Annotated in this window: 27 protein-coding genes, 2 tRNA genes, 2 rRNA genes and 1 pseudogene; 6 read left to right on the forward strand and 26 right to left on the reverse strand. The window is 49.0% G+C overall.

Annotated features, from left to right (window positions below):
* Nucleotides 1-74 precede the first annotated feature (74 nt).
* The 4 genes from GZ59_RS19395 to GZ59_RS19410 form a co-directional block, all read right to left on the reverse strand.
* Nucleotides 75-2,983, reverse strand: a 23S ribosomal RNA gene (locus GZ59_RS19395).
* A 205-nt stretch (nucleotides 2,984-3,188) separates the two neighbouring features.
* Nucleotides 3,189-3,264: transfer RNA gene (locus tag GZ59_RS19400), tRNA-Ala, on the reverse strand.
* Nucleotides 3,265-3,306: 42 nt separating this feature from the next.
* A tRNA-Ile gene (locus GZ59_RS19405) sits at nucleotides 3,307-3,383 on the reverse strand.
* A gap of 74 nt (nucleotides 3,384-3,457) precedes the next feature.
* Nucleotides 3,458-5,000, reverse strand: a 16S ribosomal RNA gene (locus GZ59_RS19410).
* The 16S and 23S rRNA genes sit together here with 2 tRNA genes alongside, the layout of an rRNA operon.
* 491 nt (nucleotides 5,001-5,491) lie before the next feature.
* On the opposite strand from GZ59_RS19410, the gene GZ59_RS19415 reads away from it, so the two are divergent.
* A complete protein-coding gene (locus GZ59_RS19415) occupies nucleotides 5,492-6,040 on the forward strand; it encodes a gamma carbonic anhydrase family protein (RefSeq protein WP_011095487.1) in 549 nt (182 codons plus the stop codon).
* Here GZ59_RS19415 and GZ59_RS19420 read toward each other — a convergent pair.
* The 6 genes and pseudogenes from GZ59_RS19420 to dprA form a co-directional block, all read right to left on the reverse strand.
* A complete protein-coding gene (locus GZ59_RS19420; RefSeq protein ID WP_011095488.1) occupies nucleotides 6,025-6,282 on the reverse strand; it encodes a DUF1488 family protein in 258 nt (85 codons plus the stop codon). The genes GZ59_RS19415 and GZ59_RS19420 overlap by 16 nt on opposite strands.
* Complete coding sequence (gene aroE, locus GZ59_RS19425; protein WP_011095489.1) at nucleotides 6,279-7,106, reverse strand: shikimate dehydrogenase; 828 nt, start codon at nucleotides 7,104-7,106, stop codon at nucleotides 6,279-6,281. Before aroE ends, GZ59_RS19420 begins: the two co-directional genes overlap by 4 nt.
* 19 nt (nucleotides 7,107-7,125) lie before the next feature.
* Complete coding sequence (tsaC, locus tag GZ59_RS23760) at nucleotides 7,126-7,671, reverse strand: L-threonylcarbamoyladenylate synthase type 1 TsaC (RefSeq protein ID WP_039295288.1); 546 nt, start codon at nucleotides 7,669-7,671, stop codon at nucleotides 7,126-7,128.
* A 39-nt stretch (nucleotides 7,672-7,710) separates the two neighbouring features.
* Nucleotides 7,711-8,244: pseudogene (locus GZ59_RS23765) on the reverse strand (DNA topoisomerase family protein); the annotation flags it as partial.
* A gap of 20 nt (nucleotides 8,245-8,264) precedes the next feature.
* Nucleotides 8,265-8,738 (reverse strand): DUF494 family protein, encoded by a 474-nt coding sequence (locus tag GZ59_RS19440; protein ID WP_011095491.1) that lies wholly within the window; start codon nucleotides 8,736-8,738, stop codon nucleotides 8,265-8,267.
* Nucleotides 8,710-9,831 (reverse strand): DNA-protecting protein DprA, encoded by a 1,122-nt coding sequence (dprA, locus tag GZ59_RS19445; RefSeq protein ID WP_011095492.1) that lies wholly within the window; start codon nucleotides 9,829-9,831, stop codon nucleotides 8,710-8,712. The genes GZ59_RS19440 and dprA overlap by 29 nt, the downstream gene beginning before the upstream one ends.
* A 128-nt stretch (nucleotides 9,832-9,959) precedes the next feature.
* Between dprA and def the strand changes: the two genes are divergently transcribed.
* The 5 genes from def to mscL all read left to right on the forward strand — a co-directional run bounded on the left by def (nucleotide 9,960) and on the right by mscL (nucleotide 14,735).
* Entirely contained in the window at nucleotides 9,960-10,469 is a 510-nt protein-coding gene (def, locus tag GZ59_RS19450; RefSeq protein ID WP_011095493.1) for a peptide deformylase, read from the forward strand.
* A gap of 26 nt (nucleotides 10,470-10,495) precedes the next feature.
* Complete coding sequence (gene fmt, locus GZ59_RS19455; RefSeq protein WP_011095494.1) at nucleotides 10,496-11,443, forward strand: methionyl-tRNA formyltransferase; 948 nt, start codon at nucleotides 10,496-10,498, stop codon at nucleotides 11,441-11,443.
* A 67-nt stretch (nucleotides 11,444-11,510) separates the two neighbouring features.
* A complete protein-coding gene (rsmB, locus tag GZ59_RS19460) occupies nucleotides 11,511-12,800 on the forward strand; it encodes a 16S rRNA (cytosine(967)-C(5))-methyltransferase RsmB (protein WP_011095495.1) in 1,290 nt (429 codons plus the stop codon).
* A 56-nt stretch (nucleotides 12,801-12,856) separates the two neighbouring features.
* The gene (gene trkA, locus GZ59_RS19465; RefSeq protein WP_011095496.1) at nucleotides 12,857-14,233 is read left to right on the forward strand and encodes a Trk system potassium transporter TrkA; all 1,377 of its coding nucleotides are present in this window, start codon (nucleotides 12,857-12,859) and stop codon (nucleotides 14,231-14,233) included.
* A 91-nt stretch (nucleotides 14,234-14,324) separates the two neighbouring features.
* Entirely contained in the window at nucleotides 14,325-14,735 is a 411-nt protein-coding gene (gene mscL, locus GZ59_RS19470; RefSeq protein WP_011095497.1) for a large-conductance mechanosensitive channel protein MscL, read from the forward strand.
* Nucleotides 14,736-14,765: 30 nt separating this feature from the next.
* Here the strand turns inward: mscL and GZ59_RS19475 are convergent, their stop codons facing one another.
* The 16 genes from GZ59_RS19475 to rplE all read right to left on the reverse strand — a co-directional run bounded on the left by GZ59_RS19475 (nucleotide 14,766) and on the right by rplE (nucleotide 23,016).
* Entirely contained in the window at nucleotides 14,766-14,978 is a 213-nt protein-coding gene (locus tag GZ59_RS19475; protein WP_011095498.1) for an alternative ribosome-rescue factor A, read from the reverse strand.
* Nucleotides 14,979-15,185: 207 nt separating this feature from the next.
* The gene (rplQ, locus tag GZ59_RS19480; RefSeq protein ID WP_005970246.1) at nucleotides 15,186-15,578 is read right to left on the reverse strand and encodes a 50S ribosomal protein L17; all 393 of its coding nucleotides are present in this window, start codon (nucleotides 15,576-15,578) and stop codon (nucleotides 15,186-15,188) included.
* 40 nt (nucleotides 15,579-15,618) lie between these two features.
* Entirely contained in the window at nucleotides 15,619-16,608 is a 990-nt protein-coding gene (locus GZ59_RS19485) for a DNA-directed RNA polymerase subunit alpha (protein WP_005970247.1), read from the reverse strand.
* A gap of 25 nt (nucleotides 16,609-16,633) precedes the next feature.
* Nucleotides 16,634-17,254 (reverse strand): 30S ribosomal protein S4, encoded by a 621-nt coding sequence (rpsD, locus tag GZ59_RS19490; RefSeq protein WP_010286047.1) that lies wholly within the window; start codon nucleotides 17,252-17,254, stop codon nucleotides 16,634-16,636.
* Nucleotides 17,255-17,284: 30 nt separating this feature from the next.
* The gene (gene rpsK, locus GZ59_RS19495; RefSeq protein ID WP_002919257.1) at nucleotides 17,285-17,674 is read right to left on the reverse strand and encodes a 30S ribosomal protein S11; all 390 of its coding nucleotides are present in this window, start codon (nucleotides 17,672-17,674) and stop codon (nucleotides 17,285-17,287) included.
* A 16-nt stretch (nucleotides 17,675-17,690) separates the two neighbouring features.
* Nucleotides 17,691-18,047 (reverse strand): 30S ribosomal protein S13, encoded by a 357-nt coding sequence (rpsM, locus tag GZ59_RS19500; RefSeq protein WP_011095499.1) that lies wholly within the window; start codon nucleotides 18,045-18,047, stop codon nucleotides 17,691-17,693.
* A gap of 146 nt (nucleotides 18,048-18,193) precedes the next feature.
* Nucleotides 18,194-18,310 (reverse strand): 50S ribosomal protein L36, encoded by a 117-nt coding sequence (gene rpmJ / locus GZ59_RS19505; RefSeq protein ID WP_002227352.1) that lies wholly within the window; start codon nucleotides 18,308-18,310, stop codon nucleotides 18,194-18,196.
* 33 nt (nucleotides 18,311-18,343) lie between these two features.
* Nucleotides 18,344-19,675 (reverse strand): preprotein translocase subunit SecY, encoded by a 1,332-nt coding sequence (secY, locus tag GZ59_RS19510; protein ID WP_011095500.1) that lies wholly within the window; start codon nucleotides 19,673-19,675, stop codon nucleotides 18,344-18,346.
* A gap of 7 nt (nucleotides 19,676-19,682) precedes the next feature.
* Nucleotides 19,683-20,117, reverse strand: a complete 435-nt coding sequence (gene rplO, locus GZ59_RS19515; protein WP_011095501.1) for a 50S ribosomal protein L15 — start codon at nucleotides 20,115-20,117, stop codon at nucleotides 19,683-19,685.
* Between the two features lie 3 nt (nucleotides 20,118-20,120).
* Nucleotides 20,121-20,300, reverse strand: a complete 180-nt coding sequence (gene rpmD, locus GZ59_RS19520; RefSeq protein WP_004846568.1) for a 50S ribosomal protein L30 — start codon at nucleotides 20,298-20,300, stop codon at nucleotides 20,121-20,123.
* A 6-nt stretch (nucleotides 20,301-20,306) separates the two neighbouring features.
* Nucleotides 20,307-20,807, reverse strand: a complete 501-nt coding sequence (rpsE, locus tag GZ59_RS19525) for a 30S ribosomal protein S5 (protein ID WP_005970257.1) — start codon at nucleotides 20,805-20,807, stop codon at nucleotides 20,307-20,309.
* A 14-nt stretch (nucleotides 20,808-20,821) separates the two neighbouring features.
* Nucleotides 20,822-21,175 (reverse strand): 50S ribosomal protein L18, encoded by a 354-nt coding sequence (gene rplR, locus GZ59_RS19530; protein WP_005970258.1) that lies wholly within the window; start codon nucleotides 21,173-21,175, stop codon nucleotides 20,822-20,824.
* Nucleotides 21,176-21,184: 9 nt separating this feature from the next.
* A complete protein-coding gene (rplF, locus tag GZ59_RS19535) occupies nucleotides 21,185-21,718 on the reverse strand; it encodes a 50S ribosomal protein L6 (protein ID WP_011095502.1) in 534 nt (177 codons plus the stop codon).
* 13 nt (nucleotides 21,719-21,731) lie between these two features.
* The gene (gene rpsH, locus GZ59_RS19540; RefSeq protein WP_011095503.1) at nucleotides 21,732-22,124 is read right to left on the reverse strand and encodes a 30S ribosomal protein S8; all 393 of its coding nucleotides are present in this window, start codon (nucleotides 22,122-22,124) and stop codon (nucleotides 21,732-21,734) included.
* 33 nt (nucleotides 22,125-22,157) lie between these two features.
* On the reverse strand, nucleotides 22,158-22,463 hold the full coding sequence (rpsN, locus tag GZ59_RS19545) for a 30S ribosomal protein S14 (protein WP_010286114.1): 306 nt from the start codon (nucleotides 22,461-22,463) through the stop codon (nucleotides 22,158-22,160).
* 13 nt (nucleotides 22,464-22,476) lie between these two features.
* Entirely contained in the window at nucleotides 22,477-23,016 is a 540-nt protein-coding gene (gene rplE / locus GZ59_RS19550) for a 50S ribosomal protein L5 (protein ID WP_011095504.1), read from the reverse strand.
* Between the last annotated feature and the right edge of the window lie 13 nt (nucleotides 23,017-23,029).

The raw sequence follows: 23,029 nt of genomic DNA on the forward strand, positions 1-23,029 counted from the left end.
ACCATCAGAACCAATCTTTGAACAAGCTGAATATCGTTTTATATGAGTCACCCACAAAACACCTTCGGTGTTGTAAGGTTAAGCCTCTCGAGTCATTAGTACTGGTTAGCTCAACGTATCGCTACGCTTACACACCCAGCCTATCTACGTCGTAGTCTTCAACGGCCCTTCAGGGGCATCTAGTGCCCAGGGAAGACTCATCTCGAGGCAAGTTTCCCGCTTAGATGCTTTCAGCGGTTATCTCTTCCGCACTTAGCTACCGGGCAATGCAATTGGCATCACAACCCGAACACCAGTGGTGCGTTCACTCCGGTCCTCTCGTACTAGGAGCAACCCCTCTCAATCTTCCAACGCCCACGGCAGATAGGGACCGAACTGTCTCACGACGTTCTAAACCCAGCTCGCGTACCACTTTAAATGGCGAACAGCCATACCCTTGGGACCTACTTCAGCCCCAGGATGTGATGAGCCGACATCGAGGTGCCAAACACCGCCGTCGATATGAACTCTTGGGCGGTATCAGCCTGTTATCCCCGGAGTACCTTTTATCCGTTGAGCGATGGCCCTTCCATTCAGAACCACCGGATCACTAAGACCTGCTTTCGCACCTGCTCGAGCTGTCACTCTCGCAGTCAAGCTAGCTTATGCCTTTGCACTAACCTCCTGATGTCCGACCAGGATTAGCTAACCTTCGTGCTCCTCCGTTACTCTTTGGGAGGAGACCGCCCCAGTCAAACTACCCACCAGACACTGTCCGCAACCCGGATCACGGGCCTACGTTAGAACATCAAACATTAAAGGGTGGTATTTCAAGGTTGGCTCCACAAGAACTGGCGTCCTCGCTTCAAAGCCTCCCACCTATCCTACACATCAAGGCTCAAGGTTCAGTGTCAAGCTATAGTAAAGGTTCACGGGGTCTTTCCGTCTTGCCGCGGGTACACTGCATCTTCACAGCGAGTTCAATTTCACTGAGTCTCGGGTGGAGACAGCCTGGCCATCATTACGCCATTCGTGCAGGTCGGAACTTACCCGACAAGGAATTTCGCTACCTTAGGACCGTTATAGTTACGGCCGCCGTTTACCGGGGCTTCGATCAAGAGCTTCGCCTTGCGGCTGACCCCATCAATTAACCTTCCGGCACCGGGCAGGCGTCACACCGTATACGTCCACTTTCGTGTTTGCACAGTGCTGTGTTTTTATTAAACAGTTGCAGCCAGCTGGTATCTGCGACTCCCGTCAGCTCCGTCCGCAAGGGACTTCACCGACAGGAGCGTGCCTTCTCCCGAAGTTACGGCACCATTTTGCCTAGTTCCTTCACCCGAGTTCTCTCAAGCGCCTGAGTATTCTCTACCTGACCACCTGTGTCGGTTTGGGGTACGATTTGATGTTACCTGGAGCTTAGAGGCTTTTCCTGGAAGCGTAGCATTGGTTACTTCATCACCGTAGTGACTCGTCATCACGCCTCAGTGTTAATAATGACCCGGATTTACCTAAGTCATCCACCTTCACGCTTAAACCGGGACAACCGTCGCCCGGATAACCTAGCTTTCTCCGTCCCCCCTTCGCAGTAACACCGAGTACAGGAATATTAACCTGTTTCCCATCGACTACGCTTTTCAGCCTCGCCTTAGGGGTCGACTCACCCTGCCCCGATTAACGTTGGACAGGAACCCTTGGTCTTCCGGCGTGCGGGTTTTTCACCCGCATTATCGTTACTTATGTCAGCATTCGCACTTCTGATACCTCCAGCAACCCTCACAGGTCACCTTCGACGGCTTACAGAACGCTCCCCTACCCAACAACACCTAAGTGTCGCTGCCGCAGCTTCGGTGCATGGTTTAGCCCCGTTACATCTTCCGCGCAGGCCGACTCGACCAGTGAGCTATTACGCTTTCTTTAAATGATGGCTGCTTCTAAGCCAACATCCTGGCTGTCTGTGCCTTCCCACATCGTTTCCCACTTAACCATGACTTTGGGACCTTAGCTGGCGGTCTGGGTTGTTTCCCTCTTCACGACGAACGTTAGCACCCGCCGTGTGTCTCCCGTGATAACATTCTTCGGTATTCGTAGTTTGCATCGGGTTGGTAAGTCGGGATGACCCCCTAGCCGAAACAGTGCTCTACCCCCGAAGATGAGTTCACGAGGCGCTACCTAAATAGCTTTCGGGGAGAACCAGCTATCTCCCGGTTTGATTGGCCTTTCACCCCCAGCCACAAGTCATCCGCTAATTTTTCAACATTAGTCGGTTCGGTCCTCCAGTTAGTGTTACCCAACCTTCAACCTGCCCATGGCTAGATCACCGGGTTTCGGGTCTATACCCTGCAACTTAACGCCCAGTTAAGACTCGGTTTCCCTGCGGCTCCCCTATTCGGTTAACCTTGCTACAGAATATAAGTCGCTGACCCATTATACAAAAGGTACGCAGTCACCCTGATTAATCAAGGCTCCCACTGCTTGTACGTACACGGTTTCAGGTTCTATTTCACTCCCCTCGCCGGGGTTCTTTTCGCCTTTCCCTCACGGTACTGGTTCACTATCGGTCAGTCAGGAGTATTTAGCCTTGGAGGATGGTCCCCCCATATTCAGACAGGATGTCACGTGTCCCGCCCTACTCATCGAACTCACAATCTGTGCATTTTTGTGTACGGGACTATCACCCTTTACTGTGCGACTTTCCAGACGCTTCCACTAACACACAAACTGATTCAGGTTCTGGGCTCCTCCCCGTTCGCTCGCCGCTACTAGGGGAATCTCGGTTGATTTCTTTTCCTCGGGGTACTGAGATGTTTCAGTTCCCCCGGTTCGCCTCATTACGCTATGTATTCACGTAATGATAATGTGTCGAAACACATTGGGTTTCCCCATTCGGGTATCGTCGGGTATAACGCTTCATATCAGCTTACCGACGCTTATCGCAGATTAGCACGCCCTTCATCGCCTCTGACTGCCTAGGCATCCACCGTGTACGCTTAGTCGCTTAACCTCACAACCCGAAGATGTTTCTTTCGATTCATCATCGCGCTGCGATTATTTGAGAGACTCATTGACATGCTGATTCATCACGACCCGCCCGAAGGCAGTCATGCATGTTCAGCTGTCATGTTTCAATTTTCAGCTTGTTCCAGATTGTTAAAGAGCAAAATACTTCGCAGCATACTGTTTCCAATACGCTCTGAAGTCTTTTTTAATGGTGGAGCTATGCGGGATCGAACCGCAGACCTCCTGCGTGCAAAGCAGGCGCTCTCCCAGCTGAGCTATAGCCCCATCTCTACTTACAGTTACCTTAGATACCACTCATGGAAGAGTTGGTAGGCCTGAGTGGACTTGAACCACCGACCTCACCCTTATCAGGGGTGCGCTCTAACCACCTGAGCTACAAGCCTATTAAGGTATTTCTGCTCGTTATTTTCATCAGACAATCTGTGTGAGCACTTCACTTAACACACATCTTTATTGGTAAGGAGGTGATCCAACCGCAGGTTCCCCTACGGTTACCTTGTTACGACTTCACCCCAGTCATGAATCACAAAGTGGTAAGCGCCCTCCCGAAGGTTAAGCTACCTACTTCTTTTGCAACCCACTCCCATGGTGTGACGGGCGGTGTGTACAAGGCCCGGGAACGTATTCACCGTAGCATTCTGATCTACGATTACTAGCGATTCCGACTTCATGGAGTCGAGTTGCAGACTCCAATCCGGACTACGACGTACTTTATGAGGTCCGCTGGCTCTCGCGAGTTCGCTTCTCTTTGTATACGCCATTGTAGCACGTGTGTAGCCCTACTCGTAAGGGCCATGATGACTTGACGTCATCCCCACCTTCCTCCGGTTTATCACCGGCAGTCTCCTTTGAGTTCCCGCCATTACGCGCTGGCAACAAAGGATAAGGGTTGCGCTCGTTGCGGGACTTAACCCAACATTTCACAACACGAGCTGACGACAGCCATGCAGCACCTGTCTCAGAGTTCCCGAAGGCACTAAGGCATCTCTGCCAAATTCTCTGGATGTCAAGAGTAGGTAAGGTTCTTCGCGTTGCATCGAATTAAACCACATGCTCCACCGCTTGTGCGGGCCCCCGTCAATTCATTTGAGTTTTAACCTTGCGGCCGTACTCCCCAGGCGGTCGACTTAACGCGTTAGCTCCGGAAGCCACGCCTCAAGGGCACAACCTCCAAGTCGACATCGTTTACAGCGTGGACTACCAGGGTATCTAATCCTGTTTGCTCCCCACGCTTTCGCACCTGAGCGTCAGTCTTTGTCCAGGGGGCCGCCTTCGCCACCGGTATTCCTCCAGATCTCTACGCATTTCACCGCTACACCTGGAATTCTACCCCCCTCTACAAGACTCTAGCCTGTCAGTTTTGAATGCAGTTCCCAGGTTAAGCCCGGGGATTTCACATCCAACTTAACAGACCGCCTGCGTGCGCTTTACGCCCAGTCATTCCGATTAACGCTTGCACCCTCCGTATTACCGCGGCTGCTGGCACGGAGTTAGCCGGTGCTTCTTCTGCGGGTAACGTCAATCAGCAAGGTTATTAACCTTACTGCCTTCCTCCCCGCTGAAAGTGCTTTACAACCCGAAGGCCTTCTTCACACACGCGGCATGGCTGCATCAGGCTTGCGCCCATTGTGCAATATTCCCCACTGCTGCCTCCCGTAGGAGTCTGGACCGTGTCTCAGTTCCAGTGTGGCTGGTCATCCTCTCAGACCAGCTAGGGATCGTCGCCTAGGTGGGCCATTACCCCGCCTACTAGCTAATCCCATCTGGGCACATCTGATGGCAAGAGGCCCGAAGGTCCCCCTCTTTGGTCCGAAGACGTTATGCGGTATTAGCTACCGTTTCCAGTAGTTATCCCCCTCCATCAGGCAGTTTCCCAGACATTACTCACCCGTCCGCCGCTCGTCACCCAAAGAGCAAGCTCTTCTGTGCTACCGCTCGACTTGCATGTGTTAGGCCTGCCGCCAGCGTTCAATCTGAGCCATGATCAAACTCTTCAATTTAAGATTTGTTTGATTTGCTGAACTCGTCAGCGATGCTCAAAGAATTAGTAACTGTTCATTCGTAATGAATTTTACTGTTGTTCACTCTTCAAGACTTTTTATATCGTTTAAGATACGGTCTTGTGAGTGCCCACACAGATTGTCTGATTATATTGTTAAAGAGCAGTGCGTTGCGGCCTTAACCGCTTCGCGAGGTGGCGTACTTTACGCTTATCACCTTCAGAGTCAACGTTTATTTTAAAGCGTTTTCTCTTTTTTTATCGACCCGGTTGTGAGTCACAGCGCCGTGTCGATGGAGGCGCATTATAGGGATCCGTTTTCGTTACACAACAACTTTCTTGATCTTTTTTTCTGTTCGCGTGTTTTTCAACCCTTTCGATGAGATCTTACTCGATCCGTGTCACTTTTCAGTTGCCGCAGCCGCATATCTGTCGATATTTTGTCTATTAATGCGAATAATCAGCATGTGGCAAATAACTGCGAGGTTGTCGATGAGTGCAAAAATATTCCGTCGTTATAAGGGTATCTCTCCCGTTTTAGGCGAAAGAGTCATGGTCGATCATTCCAGTGTGGTGATTGGCAAGGTAACACTAGGCGATGATGTCGGTATCTGGCCCCTTGTCGCCATACGCGGTGATGTTAACTACATCACTATTGGTGCCAGGAGTAATATCCAGGATGGATCAGTACTTCATATCACCCACTGTTCAGAGAAAAAACCTGAAGGTAACCCACTTATTATTGGGGAAGATGTCACTGTCGGGCATAAAGCAATGCTGCACGGTTGCCAAATAGGAAGTCGAGTTCTAGTCGGAATGGGGTCAATACTCCTCGATGGAGTCGTTGTTGAGGATGATGTGATGATTGGTGCTGGTAGCTTGGTCCCGCCAGGAAAACGCTTAGAGAAGGGACATCTATACGTTGGCAGCCCAGTGAAGAAAATTCGGCCACTGACACAAGAGGAAATAGAGGGGCTGATTTACTCAGCAAATAACTATGTTCGTTGGAAAGATGAATACCTTGCTCAGGATAATGAGTAATAGCCCTCATCATCCCATTCTTCAGCAAGAATCATTTTTTCCAATTCATCTTCAAGATCCCATCGATGTACCCTGAACAGCGCCAGCCACTGTTCGGGGCTATCACCGCCATAACGGCGCTGAAGACGTTCCGCAGTTATAAGGCACTCTTGCTGAAAACCATTTACCAAAACAGGAAATCGGATCGCCATGATCTTATCATCCCAACTTTCACGATCTGGGAACTGGATCGCCTGATTCATTTAGCGAGATCCTGCTTCAGTAGATCAATCACTGGCTCCACGTCTGGCATCACACCATGCCAAAGTTTAAACGCATGTGCCGCTTGCCCCACCAGCATTCCCAAACCATCTGCATAGTGGATAGCCCCCTGTTGTACGCACCATGACAAAAAGGGCGTTAGCTGCGGTAAGTAAAACATGTCATAACAGCTCGTTTCCGGCGAAATGAGTTCTGCCGGTAAGTTAGGAATGCTGTCGTACATCCCAGAAGATGTGGCGTTAATGATCAGATCGAAAGATTGACCATGCAGACCGTCAAGAGCAGTAGCTTGAATATCACCAATATCACAGAAGATTTTAGCTAATGCTTCAGCCTTGAAAAAGGTCCTATTGGTCAGCACAACAGTACAACCAGAGGCCAGCAGGGGTTGGATAACACCACGCGCCGCGCCACCCGCACCAACGAGCAAAACACGATCCAAAGGTTTTACCAACGCCAATCGTTGCAGATCGCTGAGCAAACCGATGCCATCAGTATTATCACCATACAGGCGACCGTCACTCAGCCTCTTCAATGTATTGACCGCCCCCGCAAGCGCAGCACATTCGCTGCGTTCATCGGCTTCAGCAAAAGCTCGCTCTTTAAAGGGCGCAGTTACATTCGCGCCACCAGCACCATCGTGAAAATACTGGCGCAGCATCTGCTCAAAATTATCCAAAGGCGCTAACACACGCTGGTACGTCAACGTTATCCCCGTTTGCGCCGCAAATAGCTCGTGTATGCGAGGTGATTTACTATGTGCAATCGGATTGCCAAAAACCGCAAAAGACGTTACTTCAGACACGTTTCCTTCCACCTTGCCGTTACCCCTGACGAATGAGCTCGCCTGTTAATACATCCCTGATTTCTGATGGATTCATTCTTCCACCGACGTCCCCAACTAGCACAGGGAAATCACCACCAAACTGCAGAGACACTTCCTGAGCAGTGCGGCAAGGAGGCTGACCGCTTAAATTGGCACTTGTCGACACCAACGGTTTACCGTAGTGCTGGCACAGTTCCTTAACTAATGGGTGATCACTAACGCGTACCGCAAGCGAAGAAAATTGCCCCGTTAACCACTGCGGTGTCGTAGGTTTTGCAGGTAATACCCAAGTAACCGGACCTGGCCATGTAGAAAACATCATCGCCTTCTGCTCATCGGATAACGCGCTGTCATTAATGTAAGGCACCAATTGGCTAAAATTTGCCGCAATAAGGATCAGCCCTTTTTGCCAAGGGCGTTGTTTTAACGCCAGCAGGCGATTAACTGCCACCTCACTATCAGGATCGCACCCCAATCCAAATACCGCTTCAGTCGGGTACGCAATAACCTGCTCATTATGTAATTCCCGCAAAACGGGAATCATTAGTTCATCAGACACGTCATCATTCTTATCAACTTCTGCCGCTATCGGTTTTCCACATAATTTACTCGCACAAAATAGCTTAGTGCCTTGTGCCGTATTTTTCTCAAACAATAAAGCGTAATGGCAAGAAGGGCATTCACCCGCTATCGGCTTATGGTTTAACGTAAACTGGCAATAAGGATAGCGATCGCAAGAATGAAATACCTTGCCGTAGCGAGATTTACGCTGTAACAGCGTGCCTTCATTGCACTGTGGGCATCGAATCGCCGTTTCATCAGGACGATCGATAGTCTCGGTATGGTGGCATTCAGGGTAATTGCCACAGCCGATGAACATTCCATAGCGGCCTTGCCGTAGTACCAATGTCGACTGACAAAGCGGACATTGCTGCCCATCTAACACCTTGACGATATGCCCATCCGCTTGCGCCTTCAGCGGGCGAATAAACTCACACTCTGGATACGCAGAACAGCCAAGGAATGGGCCATGCCGACCAGAACGGATAACCAGCTCTGACCCACAGTCTGGACATATTTCCAGTTTTTTTTCAGCAAACAGTGCAGGCTTAACCATTCGAACTGTTATTCCTCAGGCTATTGCACATAACCGTCATTGACCTCAAAGAGTAATTCTTCCATTTGCTGATAGGCATTCTCACAACCTGGCACATTGAAAAGCACCATGAGAATGACCCACTTTAGATCTTCCAGATCAAACTCCTGCGTTTCCAATGCCATAACGCGTTCAATAATCATTTCCCGCGTTTCAAGATTCAGAACCTGCATTTGCTCAAGAAACAATAAAAAACCACGACATTCCGCATCAAGACGTAACTCTTCATCCTGCGTATAGATCCGCATAGCCAGAGGATCGCTCGCCAAATAAAGCGGCGCAGTTTGCCCTTCCTGAATATCGGCTAATTTTTCCAGCCAACTCAACGCGCTATAGATATCGTTACGATGAAATCCAGCGCGGGTGAGGTCATCAGTTAACGTATCCTGATCGACACGCATTTCAGTTTCATTGTGGATGTAACTTTCAAACAAGTACATGAGTACGTCGAACATGGCCTGCCCTCCTTAATCGGACATAGCCGCCGGGTACTGCTGCGATCCATCCTGCTAACTCCAGCTCTAATAGCTTAATGACTATCTCTGGCACAGGTTGGCCGGCACGTTCAGCGACAACGTCAACAGGTGTAACCTCATCTCCTACGTTAGCCAACACGTCGGCAAATGGCAATTCGCCATCCTCTTCTTCGTTAGAAATAGTTTGCCCGCTTTCCGTTGGTAGCCACTGTAATTCACTCACCAACTGTTCAAGAATATCCTTCGGATGTGTAACCAGACTGGCCCCTTGCTGGATTAACCAGTGTGTCCCCTCCGTCATAGGGTTACCGATAGGCCCCGGCAGAGCAAAAACTTCCCGTCCTTGCTCTAGCGCATAACGCGCGGTAACCAACGACCCACTGCGGATAGATGCTTCAATGACCAGGACACCCAGCCCTAACCCGCTAATGATACGGTTTCTTCTAGGGAAGTTGGTTGGGAAAGGCGGCATAGCGAGGGGGAATTCTGAGACCAAAGCGCCACCGTCGCCACAAATACGCTCAGCAAGCTTGACGTGGCGCTTGGGGTAAATATTCCCCAATCCACTTCCCAGCACTGCAATTGTTCTCCCTCCCGAATCCAAAGCGGCACGATGAGCAATACCATCGATGCCAATTGCTAGCCCGCTTGTCACCGTGAGTTCATTCGCGGCAAGTTCCTGAGCGAAAAAACATCCCCAGCGTTCACCGTAAGCACTGCTACCCCGGCTACCAATAATCGATATTTGTGGCGATGCCAATAACTCAGGGGAACCAGAGACAAAGAGCAACAGAGGAAAATCACGAATGTTACTCAACAGAAAGGGATAAAGGGCATCTTCGCACGTCACGATATGATGATTGGGATGAGACAACCAGTTGAGCGTGTCTTCTAGGATCCTGCGGTCATAGGTACAAAATTGTGCTATTTGAGCATCAGACAGACCTAACGCCCCCAACGTCTCGTTATCGAACGTATTTAAACCAATAAGCTTTCTGACAATAGCTCGAAGGCGCCTGACACCCAAGTGCCGCACACCCGTCATGCGTAGCCAGATTTCCGTTGATAGCATCCGCGTCCCTTATGCTGCTCTGTTCTGATAAGTGGTGTAATTAAGTGCTGATGCTGTCAATCGGGGCAGGAAATGTCTAGAATGGGCACTAAAGCTATCTCACTATTCAGATACAGATCTAAACATATATGTCAGTTTTGCAGGTATTACATTTTCCAGACGAGCGGCTCCGCATCACTGCGCAACCCGTAAAAGAAGTCAATGCAGACATTCAACGTATCGTGGATGATATGTTCGATACCATGTACGAAGAAGAAGGTATTGGCCTAGCCGCGACACAAGTGGACATTCATCAGCGCATTATTGTTATTGACGTCTCTGAAGAGCGGGACCAACGACTGGTGCTAATCAATCCCGAGCTGATTGAAAAGAGCGGCGATACGGGCATCGAAGAAGGTTGTTTGTCGATCCCTGAAACCCGAGCGCTAGTTCCTCGAGCAGAGCATGTGAAAGTGCGCGCATTGGATCGTGAAGGTAAAGCGTTCGAACTTGAAGCAAGCGAACTGCTTGCCATTTGCATTCAGCATGAAATGGACCACCTGGTTGGGAAATTGTTTATCGATTACCTTTCCCCTCTGAAACGCCAGCGCATTCGTCAAAAACTGGAAAAGCTGGCTAAGCAAAATAGCCGGACCTGATAATTTTCATCCTGACAGGAAGCACCGTGTCTGACTCTTTACGTATCATCTTTGCCGGAACCCCTGATTTTGCAGCACGTCACCTTGACGTGCTTTTATCATCAGGGCATGAGGTCGTTGGCGTTTTCACACAGCCTGACCGACCAGCCGGAAGAGGTAACAAGCTCACGCCAAGCCCGGTAAAAGTACTGGCAGAGCAACATAGCATCCCCGTTTTCCAGCCTAAATCTCTGCGACCAGCAGAAAATCAGGCGATGGTTGAAGCGTTAGATGCCGATGTTATGGTTGTTGTCGCTTACGGATTAATTTTGCCGCAGCCCGTGCTATCCATGCCTCGCCTTGGCTGTATTAATGTACACGGTTCTCTACTGCCTCTCTGGCGTGGAGCTGCACCGATACAACGTGCATTGTGGGCTGGGGATAGTGAAACGGGCGTGACGATCATGCAAATGGACGTTGGACTCGATACTGGCGCTATGCTACACAAAATTGCGTGCCCCATCCTGCCACAGGATACTAGCGCAACGCTATACGACAAACTTGCTGCACTAGGGCCGCGTGGCTTATTGGAAACGCTGGAACGGCTTGCAGATAGCAGCGCTGTCGCTGAAGCGCAAAACGATGCCTTTGCCACCTATGCAGAAAAGCTCAGCAAAGAAGAAGCACGTCTAAACTGGCTGTTATCTGCCGAGCAGCTTGAGCGCTGTATTCGTGCTTTTAATCCTTGGCCAGTCAGCTATTTCATCGTGGATGAACAACCGGTGAAAGTCTGGAAAGCTGAGGTCATCGCCAAATCACATGGCTCACAGCCAGGCACAATCTTACAGGCAGATAAGCAGGGTATTCAGGTAGCAGCCGCCGATGGCATTTTGAATATTCAGGAATTACAGCCGGCAGGCAAAAAAGTAATGAGTGCGCAGGATCTGCTTAACTCGCGTCGTGAGTGGTTCGTTCCCGGTAATACACTGAACTAATCTATTTTTCATACCGGCGTCATGCCGGTATATCCTCTCCCTTTTACGTATACGTCATCGCTAACACATGAAAAGCTCATACAACCTACGCAGTATTGCCGCAAAAGTGGTGGGACAAGTTCTGGATCAGGGGCAATCGCTCAGCGCCTTATTGCCTATTCATCAGCGTGACGTTTCCGATAAAGATCGCGCGCTTTTACAAGAGCTTTGCTTCGGCGTATTACGCGTGTTACCGCAGTTGGAATGGTGTATCCAACAACTAATGGCTAAACCCCTGACGGGCAAACAACGCACGTTGCATTACCTCATCATGGTAGGTATCTACCAACTGCACTATACGCGGATCCCGCCACACGCTGCTCTGGCAGAAACAGTAGAAGGTGCCGTGGCGTTAAAAAGGCCACAACTCAAGGGACTGATTAACGGCGTATTACGCCAATTCCAGCGCCAGCAGGAAGAACTCCTTCAGCGTGAGGCAACTCACTCATCTCACTACCTGCACCCAAGCTGGCTGTTGGCACGCATTGAACATGCTTATCCAAATAACTGGCGAGGCATCGTTGAGGCAAATAATCAACGTCCTCCGATGTGGCTACGCGTGAATCGGTTACACCATACGCGAGAAGCGTACTTAAACTTGTTGATGCAAGGGGGAATTGAAGCATTTCCTCATACCGAATACAGCGATGCGATACGGCTTGCTTCTCCATGTGCCGTCGATCAATTGCCAGGATTTTCACAAGGGTGGGCAACCGTACAGGATGCTTCAGCCCAAGGCTGCGTCTATTGGCTTGATCCACAAGATGGTGAGCAGATCCTCGATCTCTGCGCCGCTCCCGGTGGAAAAACGACACACATTTTAGAGGCAGCACCAAAATCTCATGTGCTCGCTGTCGATGTTGATGAAACACGTTTAGGCCGAGTAAAAGAAAATTTACTTCGGCTACAAATGCATGCTGAAGTCAAACAAGGCGATGGACGTTACCCCGACTCATGGTGTGAAGCGCGTGTATTTGATCGCATTCTGTTGGACGCCCCTTGTTCCGCTACTGGCGTGATTCGTCGTCATCCTGATATTAAATGGCTACGCCGAGACAGAGACATCGAAGAATTAGTTGCACTGCAAAAAGAGATTCTTGATGCCATTTGGCCACACCTCAAAACAGGCGGCACGATGGTTTATGCTACCTGCTCAATTCTGCCGCAAGAAAATACTCAACAAGTTACGGGTTTCCTGTCTCGCCATGCCGATGCCGCGCTTGTTGATACCGGTACAAGTGAAATACCGGGTATACAAATTCTCCCCCATGCTGATAGTGGTGATGGTTTCTTTTATGCGAAGCTGGTAAAAAACTGATATTGAACCCAATATTGTCTGCAACAAGCAGCGATCAATAAACGGCATGGCTTATTATGAAAATTATCATTCTTGGCGCGGGTCAGGTCGGCGGAACACTAGCTGAAAACCTAGCGGGTGAAAACAATGACATCACTGTCGTTGATACTGATGCAAATCGGTTACGCCAGCTTCAGGATAAGTTTGATCTGCGTGTCGTTACGGGCTATGCCTCTCATCCGCGTGTATTGCGTGAAGCGGGGGCAGAAGATGCTGATATGCTGGTCGCTGTTACCAATTCGGACGAAACGAATATGGTAGCATGTCAGATCGCTTATTCCCTCTTCAAAACACCAAACCGGATTGCACGTATTCGCGCTGCCGAATACATCCGTGAATCAGAACAGCTATTTTTACCAGAAGCGGTTCCCATCGATCACCTGATCTCTCCAGAGCAGTTGGTGATCGATAATATTTATAAACTGATCGAATACCCTGGGGCACTTCAAGTCGTCAATTTCGCTGAAGGTAAAGTGAGCCTTGCAGCAGTTAATGCATACTATGGCGGCCCATTGGTGGGTAATGCCCTAACCTCTCTCCGTGAACATATTCCCCATGTGGATACCCGAGTTGCCGCTATTTTCCGCCACGACCGTCCAATTCGTCCACAGGGTTCTACCATAATCGAAGCTGGTGACGAGGTGTTTTTTGTCGCTGCTTCCCAGCATATTCGCGCAGTAATGAGCGAATTGCAGCGCCTTGAAAAACCGTATAAAAGGATCATGATCGTTGGTGGAGGGAACGTCGGCGCAGGATTGGCACAGCGATTAGAAAAAGATTACAGCATCAAACTGATAGAACGAAATGCGGACCGGGCGGCGGAGCTCGCTGAGCTTTTGCAAAATACGGTAGTGTTCCATGGCGATGCCTCAGATCAAGAGCTTCTCGCTGAAGAACATATCGAGCAGATCGATGTATTCATCGCTATTACCAACGATGACGAAGCAAATATTATGTCAGCAATGTTGGCTAAACGCATGGGTGCGAAAAAAGTAATCGTGCTCATCCAGCGTCGAGCTTATGTCGATCTGGTTCAGGGCAGCGTCATTGATGTCGCTATCTCGCCACAGCAGGCAACAATCTCTGCGTTACTCAGCCACGTACGCAAGGCAGATATCGTTAGCGTATCCTCTTTGCGGCGAGGTGTAGCCGAAGCGATCGAAGCGATCGCCCATGGTGACGAAGGCACATCGAAAGTCGTCGGCAGAATGATTGAAGACATTAAGCTTCCACCAGGTACCACCATCGGAGCAATTGTTCGCGGTGATGACGTCATTATTGCCAACGCAAATAGCAAAATTGAGCAAGGCGATCATGTCATCATGTTCTTGGCTGACAAAAAATTTGTGCCTGATGTTGAACGGTTATTTCAACCAAGCCCCTTCTTTTTGTAATGTAGGAACAAATTCACTGCCAACCAGATAATCTGGCAAAGTTACAGCTATTGGTTAGAATTAATTTATATTTTTGGCAAGGAGAACGGATATGAGCATCATCAAAGAATTCAGAGAGTTTGCCATGCGTGGTAATGTTGTCGATTTGGCCGTGGGTGTCATTATTGGTGCCGCTTTCGGCAAAATTGTTTCCTCTCTGGTATCAGATATTATTATGCCGCCACTTGGACTTTTGATTGGTGGTGTTGATTTTAAACAACTCAGCCTTATTCTTCGTGACGCTCAAGGCGAAATCCCTGCCGTTGTCATGAACTATGGTGCTTTCATCCAGAATATTTTTGACTTTGTCATCGTCGCTTTCGCGATTTTTATAGCCATCAAGCTTATGAATAAAATGCGGCGTAAACAGGAAGATACGCCTGCTGCTGCACCGAAACCTAGTGCTGAAGAGAAGCTATTAGCTGAAATTCGCGATTTGCTTAAAGAACAACACAAACAGTAAAAATTGAATTTTTCTTCAAATACAGCTGTATTACGCAGAAAATAGAAAGGCCAGTGGTAAATAATCATTTGATTGCTTACCACTGGCCTCCCAACTCCCTTTCTTCATATGCTTGTCTTTTCTACGATAACTTCCTTTCCCTTTTTCATTCACTTCAATTCGTTGACGAAACAGTGGGTCATGTAGCAACGCCTCAATAGCGTTGTTCTGAATTTTCCCACGCTTATGACGGTATGTGGTCATCATCACTCCTAATAAAGTCGATATGGTATGTGCATAAATAAAACGTGCAGAGTATATAGCCGAAATGGATGGATGAGAACAGATAGGTATGTGTTTTTCGACTGATTCAAATACAGGCAATTTCTTACCATGAATGTTCATGCGAAAAATAGTTTATTTCAGATATAAAAAAACCGGGTTTCCCCGGCTTTTTTACGCTCTTACAGATTACTCTGCAGTAGCTACTTCTTCTGTCTGAGAGACTGAGCGATCAACGAGCTCGATGTATGCCATCGGCGCATTGTCACCAGCACGGAAGCCACACTTCAGAATACGAGTGTAACCACCGGCACGGCTCGCGAAACGCGGGCCCAGTTCATTAAACAGTTTTGCCACGATCTCGTTATCACGAGTACGGGCGAATGCCAGACGACGATTAGCAACGCTGTCGGTCTTGGCAAGAGTAATCAGCGGTTCAACAACGCGACGCAGCTCTTTCGCTTTCGGCAGGGTCGTCTTGATGATTTCATGACGAACCAAAGAACTAGCCATGTTACGGAACATAGCCTGACGATGGCTGCTGTTACGGTTCAGTTGACGACCACTCTTACGATGGCGCATGACCTTATCCTTCTCAGTAAAACCTTAACCTGTGATCTGGTTACTCATCAGCAATACTTGCAGGTGGCCAGTTTTCTAGGCGCATGCCCAGAGACAGACCACGGGAAGCCAGTACGTCTTTAATCTCAGTAAGAGATTTTTTACCTAGGTTAGGCGTTTTGAGCAGCTCAACCTCGGTACGCTGTACCAGATCACCGATGTAGTGGATAGCTTCTGCCTTAAGGCAGTTAGCAGAGCGGACAGTCAATTCCAGATCGTCAACAGGGCGCAGCAGAATCGGATCGAATTCTGGTTTCTCTTCTTTAACTTCTGGCTGACGAACATCACGTAAGTCAACAAAAGCTTCAAGTTGTTCAGCCAGAATGGTTGCCGCACGGCGGATCGCCTCTTCAGGATCGATCGTGCCATTGGTTTCCATTTCGATGACTAGCTTGTCCAAGTCAGTACGCTGTTCTACGCGAGCCGCTTCAACATTGTAGGCAATACGCTCTACAGGGCTATAGCAAGCATCAACTAACAGACGACCAATCGGGCGCTCATCTTCTTCCGTATGAATACGGGCAGATGCCGGCACATAACCACGACCACGTTGAACTTTGATACGCATACTAATAGATGCGTTTTCATCGGTCAGATGGCAAATTAAGTGTTGCGGCTTGACGATTTCGACATCACCATCATGGATAATGTCGGCTGCAGTCACAGGGCCAATGCCAGATTTATTCAGGGTAAGAATAACTTCATCTTTACCTTGAACTCTCACCGCCAGCCCTTTCAGGTTGAGCAGGATTTCCAGGATATCTTCCTGTACGCCTTCTTTGGTGCTGTACTCATGCAGTACACCATCAATCTCAACCTCGGTCACCGCGCAACCTGGCATGGATGAAAGCAGAATACGGCGCAGTGCGTTGCCAAGAGTATGGCCGAAGCCTCGCTCTAATGGCTCAAGGGTCACCTTGGCGTGCGTCGAACTCACTTGCTCGATATCAACCAGGCGCGGTTTTAGAAACTCTGTCACAGAACCCTGCATTGTGTCCTCTCTTTGGTACTAAGCTTTACTTGGAGTAAAGCTCGACGATCAGGTGTTCATTAATGTCCGCAGACAGATCGGTACGTTCAGGAATACGTTTGAACACACCTTCCATCTTGGCAGCATCAACTTCCAGCCAAGTTGGCTTTTCACGCTGTTCAGCCAGCTCCAGAGCGGCTTTCACGCGAGATTGCTTTTTCGCTTTCTCACGGATGCTGACTACGTCATTCGGGGATACCTGATAAGAAGCGATGCTAACAACGCGACCGTTTACCATGATAGCTTTGTGGCTTACCATCTGACGTGCTTCAGCGCGAGTAGCACCAAAACCCATACGATAAACAACGTTATCCAGACGACCTTCCAGCAGTTGCAGCAGGTTTGCACCTGTGTTGCCTTTCAGACGTGCAGCTTCTTTATAATAGTTGCGGAACTGACGCTCCAGAACACCGTAGATACGGCGAACTTTTTGCTTTTCACGCAACTGTACACCATAGTCAGACAGACGCGGTTTACGCGCACCATGCTGGCCAGGAGCTTGTTCAATCTTACACTTGGAATCGATCGCACGAACACCAGATTTAAGGAACAAATCGGTGCCTTCACGACGGCTCAGCTTGAGCTTAGGACCCAAATATCTTGCCATTTTCTTTCTCCAACAATCCTAAAAGCGGCGTTATACGCGGCGCTTTTTCGGCGGACGACAACCGTTATGAGGGATCGGAGTCACATCAGTAATATTAGTGATGCGGAAACCAGCCGCGTTTAATGCGCGGATAGTAGACTCACGGCCCGGACCAGGTCCTTTAACCATAACTTCCAGGTTCTTAATACCGTATTCTTTCACGGCCTCTGCGCAACGTTCTGCAGCTACTTGAGCAGCGAACGGCGTAGATTTACGAGAACCACGGAAGCCGGAACCACCGGCAGTTGCCCAACCCAGCGCATTACCCTGACGATCAGTAATGGTTACGATGGTGTTGTTGAAAGAAGCATGGATATGAGCCACACCGTCAGAGACTTGCTTTCTTACACGCTTACGTGCACGAATAGGTGCCTTTGCCATTATTCAATCACCCCGATTATTTCTTGATCGGTTTGCGCGGACCCTTACGGGTACGGGCGTTAGTCTTGGTACGCTGACCGCGAACCGGCAGACCACGACGATGACGCAAACCACGATAAGTACCAAGGTCCATAAGACGCTTGATGCTCAGGGTAACTTCACGACGCAGATCACCTTCTACAACAAACTTGGCAACTTCGTCACGCAGCTTATCGATTTGCTCTTCAGACAGCTCACTGATCTTAACATTTTCGGCAATCTCCGTTGCAGCACAAATAGCCTGCGACCGAGTTTTACCGATACCGAAAATTGACGTTAACGCAATAACGGTATGTTTATGATCAGGAATGTTAATGCCTGCTATACGGGCCACTATGCACTCCTACAATTTTATACGGCAACACCATTCTGAAAAGCCCGTTTTCAGGATACTCAAATAATGTTGCAGCTACATACAAAAGATTGGCTGGCTAATCTAGCCAGCTCAATCCAACTTTGCAAGAAAAATATGCGAGATAATCAGCCTTGACGCTGTTTATGCTTCGGTTCGGCACTGCAGATCACACGAACGACACCGTTACGCTTAACAATCTTACAGTTACGACATAATTTCTTGACGGAAGCACGAACTTTCATTTTTACTCTCCGTAACTTCTCAAGCTCACCTAATTAACGGTTATAGCCTTTCAGGTTTGCTTTCTTCAATGCAGACTCATATTGACTCGACATCATCAGAGTTTGCACTTGAGCCATAAAGTCCATGATGACGACAACAACGATCAATAAAGATGTACCCCCAAAATAGAAAGGCACTTTCATTGCGTCACGCATAAACTCCGGGATCAGGCAGATAAAAGTAATATACATCGCACCAATCAGAGTCAGACGAGTCATTACTTTATCGATATATTTCGCCGTTTGCTCTCCCGGACGAATTCCTGGCACGAATGCACCGGACTTCTTCAGGTTATCTGCTGTTTCACGCGGATTGAAAACCAACGCAGTGTAGAAGAAACAGAAGAAGATGATTGCAGACGCATAGAGTAACACATAAAGCGGTTGTCCGGGCTGCAAATACAGCGAAATAGTTGTCAGCCAGTTCCAACCGGTACCGCCCCCAAACCAGGATGCAATCGTGGCAGGGAACAGAATAATACTGGAAGCGAAGATCGCTGGGATAACACCGGCCATATTCACTTTCAGCGGTAAATGCGTACTCTGTGCCGCATAAACACGACGACCTTGTTGACGTTTTGCATAATTAACGACAATACGACGTTGACCACGCTCAATGAAAACAACGAAGAAGGTTACTGCAAACACTAAAACTGCAACCAACAGCAACAGGAGGAAGTGCAGGTCGCCTTGCCGAGCTTGCTCGATGGTATGGCCAATGGCCGGCGGTAAACCCGCAACAATACCAGCAAAGATTATGATCGAGATACCGTTACCGATACCACGCTCCGTAATCTGTTCTCCCAGCCACATAAGGAACATTGTCCCAGTAACCAGACTTACAACAGCGGTAAAGTAGAAAGCAAAACCTGGATTTATTACCAATTCTTGCATCCCAGGCATATTCGGTAAACCGGTAGCAATACCGATAGATTGGAATATAGCCAATACCAAGGTGCCGTAGCGGGTATACTGGCTGATCTTACGACGGCCAGCTTCCCCTTCTTTCTTTATTTCAGCCAAGGCGGGATGAACCACCGTTAGCAACTGGATAATAATCGATGCCGAAATATAAGGCATAATACCCAGTGCAAAGATAGAAGCACGACTGAGAGCACCACCAGAGAACATGTTAAACATTTCAATGATGGTGCCTCGCTGCTGTTCAAGCAATTTGGCAAGCACAGTGGCATCAATACCAGGAATCGGGATAAAAGAGCCAATACGGAAAACAATTAGCGCACCGATAACAAACAAAAGTCTGCGCTTCAGTTCACCAACTCCGCCTTTAGCACTTTGAAAATCTAATCCTGGTTGCTTAGCCATCTGCTACTTATTCCTCAATTTTACCGCCAGCAGCTTCGATAGCAGCACGAGCACCTTTAGTGACACGCAGACCACGAATCGTTACCGGACGAGCAACTTCACCAGACAGAATCACTTTCGCGAATTCAATCTGAATGCCAATAACATTAGCGGCTTTCAGCGTATTCAGGTCAACTACGTCGCCTTCTACTTTAGCAAGATCAGACAGACGAACTTCTGACGTGATCATCGCTTTGCGAGAAGTAAAACCGAATTTCGGCAGACGACGATATAAAGGCATCTGACCACCTTCAAAACCACGACGTACGCCACCACCAGAACGAGAGTTCTGACCTTTGTGACCACGACCGCCAGTTTTGCCCAGGCCAGAACCGATACCACGACCTAAACGCTTCGGTGCATGTTTAGCACCTTCGGCCGGAGACAGAGTATTTAAACGCATCTGTTACTCCTCTACTTTAACCATGTAGGAAACCGCGTTGACCATACCACGAACCGCAGGAGTATCCTCACGTTCAACAGTATGACCAATACGACGCAGACCCAGGCCAAGCAGTGTCGCCTTATGTTTCGGCAGACGACCGATTGCACTACGGGTTTGAGTGATTTTAATAGTCTTTGCCACGGTCAATTACCCCAGAATTTCTTCAACGGATTTACCACGCTTGGCAGCGACCATTTCCGGGGACTTCATGTTGGCCAAGCCATCAATCGTTGCACGAACCACGTTAATCGGGTTAGTGGAACCATAGGCTTTAGCCAATACGTTGTGAACCCCTGCAACTTCCAAAACGGCGCGCATTGCGCCACCGGCAATAATACCGGTACCTTCGGAAGCTGGCTGCATGAACACACGAGAACCCGTGTGAGCACCTTTAACCGGGTGCTGCAGGGTGCCGTTGTTCAGCGCGACATTCATCATATTGCGACGGGCTTTTTCCATCGCTTTCTGGATCGCTGCTGGAACTTCGCGAGCTTTACCGTAACCAAAACCAACGCGGCCGTTGCCATCACCCACTACAGTCAGTGCGGTGAAGCTGAAAATACGACCACCTTTAACGGTTTTAGATACGCGATTTACCGCGATCAGCTTTTCCTGCAGTTCGCCAGCTTGTTTCTCGATGTGAGCCATCTTACACCTCTACCTTAGAACTGAAGGCCAGCTTCACGGGCAGCATCTGCCAGTGCTTGGACTCGACCATGATATTGGAAACCGGAACGGTCGAAAGAGACATTCTTGATGCCTTTTTCTAACGCGCGTTCTGCAATAGCTTTACCTATTGCGGTTGCTGCGTCTTTGTTACCAGTCGACTTCAGTTGTTCAGCGATAGCTTTTTCTACAGTAGAAGCGGCTACCAGGACTTCAGAACCGTTCGGTGCAATGACCTGCGCATAAATATGGCGTGGAGTACGATGTACCACCAGACGCGTCGCACCCAGTTCCTGGAGCTTGCGGCGTGCGCGGGTCGCACGACGGATACGAGCTGCTTTCTTATCCATAGTGTTACCTTACTTCTTCTTAGCCTCTTTGGTACGCACGACTTCGTCGGCGTAACGGACACCCTTGCCTTTGTAAGGCTCAGGACGACGGTAGGCGCGTAATTCCGCAGCAACCTGACCAATAACCTGCTTATCAGCACCTTTCAGTACGATTTCAGTTTGGCTTGGGCATTCTGCAGTAATACCTGCCGGCAGTGCATGTTCTACTGGGTGAGAAAACCCAAGAGACAGGTTAACCATATTGCCTTTAACAGCAGCACGGTAACCAACACCAACCAGTTGCAGCTTCTTAGTGAAGCCTTCGGTAACACCGATAACCATTGCGTTCAACAGAGCACGAGTGGTACCCGCTTGGGCCCATCCATCAACGAAACCTTCGCGCGGGGCGAAAGTCAGAGCGTTGTCAGCTTGTTTCACTTCAACAGCATTATGGATCTTACGACTCAGCTCGCCGTTTTTACCCTTAATCGAAATATCCTGACCGTTGAGTTTTACCTCTACGCCGGCAGGAATGACGACGGGTGCTTTTGCAACACGAGACATTCTTTCCTCCCGATTAAGCTACGTAGCAGATAATCTCGCCACCAAGACCAGCTTGGCGAGCTGCACGATCAGTCATAACACCTTTAGAGGTAGAAATAACAGCGATACCCAAACCGGCCATAACTTTTGGTAGCTCATCTTTTCTTTTATAGATGCGCAGACCTGGACGGCTTATTCGCTGAATGCTTTCTACCACAGCTTTACCCTGGAAATATTTAAGTTCTAATTCCAGAACTGGCTTGGTGTCGCCTTCGATTTTGAAATCTTCAATGTAACCTTCTTCCTTCAGCACGTTGGCAATTGCCACTTTCAGCTTGGAGGAAGGCATGGTGACCGCAACTTTGTTCGCGGCTTGACCGTTACGGATACGGGTCAGCATATCCGCGATCGGATCTTGCATGCTCATCTGTCTTTACTCCCGTGATTCAATTGGTGACAATTACCAGCTAGCCTTTTTAAGACCCGGAATTTCACCGCGCATAGCGGCTTCACGGACCTTGATACGGCTCAACCCGAACTTCCGCAGGAAAGCGTGCGGACGACCAGTTTGGCGGCAGCGGTTACGCTGACGAGACGGGCTGGAATCACGCGGCAGAGTCTGCAGCTTAAGAACTGCATCCCAACGATCTTCGTCGGATGAGTTCACACCAGAGATGATAGCTTTCAATTCCTCGCGTTTAGCGCGGTATTTTTCAGCCAGTTTCACACGAACAACTTCGCGTGCTTTCATGGATTGCTTAGCCATTAGTAACCCTACCTTACTTGCGGAATGGGAAGTTAAAGGCGGCCAACAGCGCGCGGCCTTCATCATCGGATTTCGCAGTAGTGGTAATGGTAATGTCCAAACCACGAACGCGATCGACTTTATCGTAGTCGATTTCCGGGAAGATGATCTGTTCACGCACACCCATGCTGTAGTTACCACGACCATCGAATGACTTGGCGGACAAGCCACGGAAGTCACGGATACGCGGTACAGCAATGGAAATCAGTCGCTCAAGGAACTCCCACATGCGTTCGCCACGCAGAGTTACTTTACAGCCGATCGGATAGCCCTGACGGATTTTGAAGCCCGCAACAGATTTGCGTGCTTTGGTGATCAACGGTTTTTGACCGGAGATTGCTGTCAGATCAGCTGCTGCGTTATCCAGCAGTTTCTTGTCAGCGATCGCTTCACCAACACCCATATTCAGGGTGATCTTCTCGACCCGAGGGACTTGCATGACAGAATTGTAGTTAAACTCAGTCATGAGTTTTTTAACTACTTCGTCTTTGTAGTAATCATGCAGTTTCGCCATCGTACTACTCCAA

Origin of the sequence: Pectobacterium atrosepticum, assembly GCF_000740965.1 — a bacterium.
GTDB lineage: Bacteria > Pseudomonadota > Gammaproteobacteria > Enterobacterales > Enterobacteriaceae > Pectobacterium > Pectobacterium atrosepticum.

Coding starts and splice junctions, on each gene's coding strand:
- GZ59_RS19415 (WP_011095487.1), top strand. CDS start 5,492: ATGAGTGCAAAAATATTCCGTCGTTATAAGGGTATCTCTCCCGTTTTA.
- GZ59_RS19420 (WP_011095488.1), bottom strand. CDS start 6,282: ATGAATCAGGCGATCCAGTTCCCAGATCGTGAAAGTTGGGATGATAAG.
- tsaC (WP_039295288.1), bottom strand. CDS start 7,671: ATGATTCCCGTTTTGCGGGAATTACATAATGAGCAGGTTATTGCGTAC.
- GZ59_RS19440 (WP_011095491.1), bottom strand. CDS start 8,738: ATGTTCGACGTACTCATGTACTTGTTTGAAAGTTACATCCACAATGAA.
- dprA (WP_011095492.1), bottom strand. CDS start 9,831: ATGCTATCAACGGAAATCTGGCTACGCATGACGGGTGTGCGGCACTTG.
- def (WP_011095493.1), top strand. CDS start 9,960: ATGTCAGTTTTGCAGGTATTACATTTTCCAGACGAGCGGCTCCGCATC.
- rsmB (WP_011095495.1), top strand. CDS start 11,511: ATGAAAAGCTCATACAACCTACGCAGTATTGCCGCAAAAGTGGTGGGA.
- trkA (WP_011095496.1), top strand. CDS start 12,857: ATGAAAATTATCATTCTTGGCGCGGGTCAGGTCGGCGGAACACTAGCT.
- mscL (WP_011095497.1), top strand. CDS start 14,325: ATGAGCATCATCAAAGAATTCAGAGAGTTTGCCATGCGTGGTAATGTT.
- GZ59_RS19475 (WP_011095498.1), bottom strand. CDS start 14,978: ATGACCACATACCGTCATAAGCGTGGGAAAATTCAGAACAACGCTATT.
- rplQ (WP_005970246.1), bottom strand. CDS start 15,578: ATGCGCCATCGTAAGAGTGGTCGTCAACTGAACCGTAACAGCAGCCAT.
- GZ59_RS19485 (WP_005970247.1), bottom strand. CDS start 16,608: ATGCAGGGTTCTGTGACAGAGTTTCTAAAACCGCGCCTGGTTGATATC.
- rpsD (WP_010286047.1), bottom strand. CDS start 17,254: ATGGCAAGATATTTGGGTCCTAAGCTCAAGCTGAGCCGTCGTGAAGGC.
- rpsK (WP_002919257.1), bottom strand. CDS start 17,674: ATGGCAAAGGCACCTATTCGTGCACGTAAGCGTGTAAGAAAGCAAGTC.
- rpmJ (WP_002227352.1), bottom strand. CDS start 18,310: ATGAAAGTTCGTGCTTCCGTCAAGAAATTATGTCGTAACTGTAAGATT.
- secY (WP_011095500.1), bottom strand. CDS start 19,675: ATGGCTAAGCAACCAGGATTAGATTTTCAAAGTGCTAAAGGCGGAGTT.
- rplO (WP_011095501.1), bottom strand. CDS start 20,117: ATGCGTTTAAATACTCTGTCTCCGGCCGAAGGTGCTAAACATGCACCG.
- rpsE (WP_005970257.1), bottom strand. CDS start 20,807: ATGGCTCACATCGAGAAACAAGCTGGCGAACTGCAGGAAAAGCTGATC.
- rplR (WP_005970258.1), bottom strand. CDS start 21,175: ATGGATAAGAAAGCAGCTCGTATCCGTCGTGCGACCCGCGCACGCCGC.
- rplF (WP_011095502.1), bottom strand. CDS start 21,718: ATGTCTCGTGTTGCAAAAGCACCCGTCGTCATTCCTGCCGGCGTAGAG.
- rpsH (WP_011095503.1), bottom strand. CDS start 22,124: ATGAGCATGCAAGATCCGATCGCGGATATGCTGACCCGTATCCGTAAC.
- rpsN (WP_010286114.1), bottom strand. CDS start 22,463: ATGGCTAAGCAATCCATGAAAGCACGCGAAGTTGTTCGTGTGAAACTG.
- rplE (WP_011095504.1), bottom strand. CDS start 23,016: ATGGCGAAACTGCATGATTACTACAAAGACGAAGTAGTTAAAAAACTC.